Raw genomic sequence first — 2,165 nt, 5'->3', positions numbered from 1 at the left:
GGCAGAACTAACTCCTATCCAACGTTTTGCCCTGATTAAACTGACGCGCCCTAGTCATGAAAACAAAAACTTTTTACCAGCACTCAAAGAATTCCAATTAGTTTTTGTTAACCGTTAACCTACCCAACAAGGGACGCCTACGGCGAACACCGTTCAACAAACTCAGACCAAGTCAAATATGTCCCTTAAATCTGGATTAGCTTAACTGCTAGAAGTACCTACCTGATCTACCACCACCTGATCTCGACAAGACAGGTTAAGGGGTTTCTGTATTAGCTCTCGCATTTGATCAAGATGATCTAAGGCTGAATTAAGCTGGCTTTGACGTAATTCTGATGATAGGTTAGAGTGGTTAGCTAGGTTTTCTAGAATAGCTTGAATAGTGTTGAGCAAGATACACAGTTGATAATCTTGACTGGTGCTCAAGTTACTTTTGGGATAGTTGAAATCCTCACACTGTTGGGAATGATTTAATCCTTGACCCTCTATCGGTTTTGACAAAATTACTGTTAGTTTTCTGTTTTGGTCTGTGTTTTGGTCTGTGTTGGGTGACTCTGATTTATGATTAAACCTATCTCCTGATAAAGCGATCGCATTTTCTGCCATCTTCCCAAACTCCTCACCAGGGGGAATGGCTTTGTGGGATTTGTTCACGGATTCTTTGGCTGGGTCTAATTGCTCAACGGTTTGCTGCAATGTCTCCACAATGCCATACATTTCCATTGGGTCAAACACTCGCAGCAGGGTTGTTTGGGTGACAATACCAATTTCTTTACCCCAATTCCAAGACACCACCAATCGCCGCACACGACGCTTTTGCATTTCCTGATGAGCTGTCCATAGAGAATCCTCAGGACTCAGCAGAAATAGAGGTGTACTCATCACATCCTGAGCCTGGACTTTAGACAAATTCAGCTTGAGAGACTGAAATTGGACAATATCCCGCTCTGTGACAATCCCCACTGGCATACAGATATCCTCTCCATGGTCGGAGGTAATGACCACACAACTAACTCGGTGCTTATTCATGAGTCGGGCTAAACTCAATACTGAGACAGTTGGAAGCGCATTAACCACCTGGGGGGTCATCACTTCTGATACCCGTCGTAACTTGAGCAGATTGGCTGGTCGCAAGACCTGGCGAATTCGCTCTGGTGAGACAACACCCACAAGCTGACCGTGATCATCCACAATTGGTAAGTGGCGAATCCGAAACCGACGAAATATAAATAAGGCAGCAAAGATATCCCGACAAGCAGTTTGAGGAAACGTAATCACCGGCTGTGCCATGACCTCAGCTACTGTTACCTCTTGAAAGTTAATGCCATTAGCTGTTAGCCGGACAATATCGCGCTCAGTAAATATTCCCAGCAACTTGTCTGAGTGCATTACCAAAACGCAGCTAGACCGTGGCTCACGAATGCTGAGCTGGTCTGATGGTGAGTATAAATTGGGCAATGAACAACTTTTGCCTCCCTCCTGACTCATCAAAGCAATTACGTCGATTAGGAGGGTGTCAGGAGCAACGATCAAAGGCTGATGATCTATTGCCTCTTCTAGGGTTGGGGCGCAGATAAGTCGATCGTTGAGTTGCATAATTAATTTGATACGTGAACTTCCGTGACCTACGACCGCCGCCAACCGCTACACACTATGGCGCTGGTGTATTTACTGAGCCTGGGTTTTTTTAGAGGGATGTTACGGACAAATCCCGCAAATCCAGAAATAATATGCACATAACTTGTATAAAGGTATATAATAAATAGATGTTACAGCAAAATAATCTTTAACCCTTATATGACATAGCTTTTGGCTTTTATAGGTTGCCAGGGATACTGGGACTTTCACCATTTGGGCTTAGGGGCAAATAATTAGGCATTGCTGACCTAGCTTGGCAATTGTCCGATGGGATTGTCCGATGGGATTGTCCGATGGGATTGTCCGATCAGGTACCCTGGCTTATCTAACGTTCTGTTTCAGGTGTTCTAACTACTTTACCAGCTTGGAGCTTACTGATTTACTTACTGATTTAAGTTCCCTTGACTGGGGTTTTGAGGCAAACTAGACACCCTAGGGGTTCTACCGTATAGCCGGTCTAAAACCCGCTTAACCGAGATCCGTTTCCACTGCTGACCACGCTTGGTTGTATAGCCATGCTGATTGAG

2 protein-coding genes are annotated in these 2,165 nt (G+C 44.7%); one reads left to right on the top strand and one right to left on the bottom strand.

What is annotated here, in order from left to right; translation table 11 throughout:
* Positions 1–118, top strand: a 118-nt coding sequence (locus F6K53_RS38015) for a nitrate reductase associated protein (protein ID WP_293084896.1), incomplete at its 5' end; no start/stop codon positions are given.
* Positions 119–201: 83 nt separating this feature from the next.
* Here F6K53_RS38015 and F6K53_RS38010 read toward each other — a convergent pair.
* A complete protein-coding gene (locus F6K53_RS38010; RefSeq protein ID WP_293084893.1) occupies positions 202–1,596 on the bottom strand; it encodes a CBS domain-containing protein in 1,395 nt (464 codons plus the stop codon).
* Positions 1,597–2,165 lie beyond the last annotated feature (569 nt).

Origin of the sequence: Moorena sp. SIO4A1 (assembly GCF_010672065.1) — a bacterium.
Classification (GTDB): domain Bacteria; phylum Cyanobacteriota; class Cyanobacteriia; order Cyanobacteriales; family Coleofasciculaceae; genus Moorena.
This window is presented reverse-complemented; position numbering and strand designations above follow the sequence as displayed.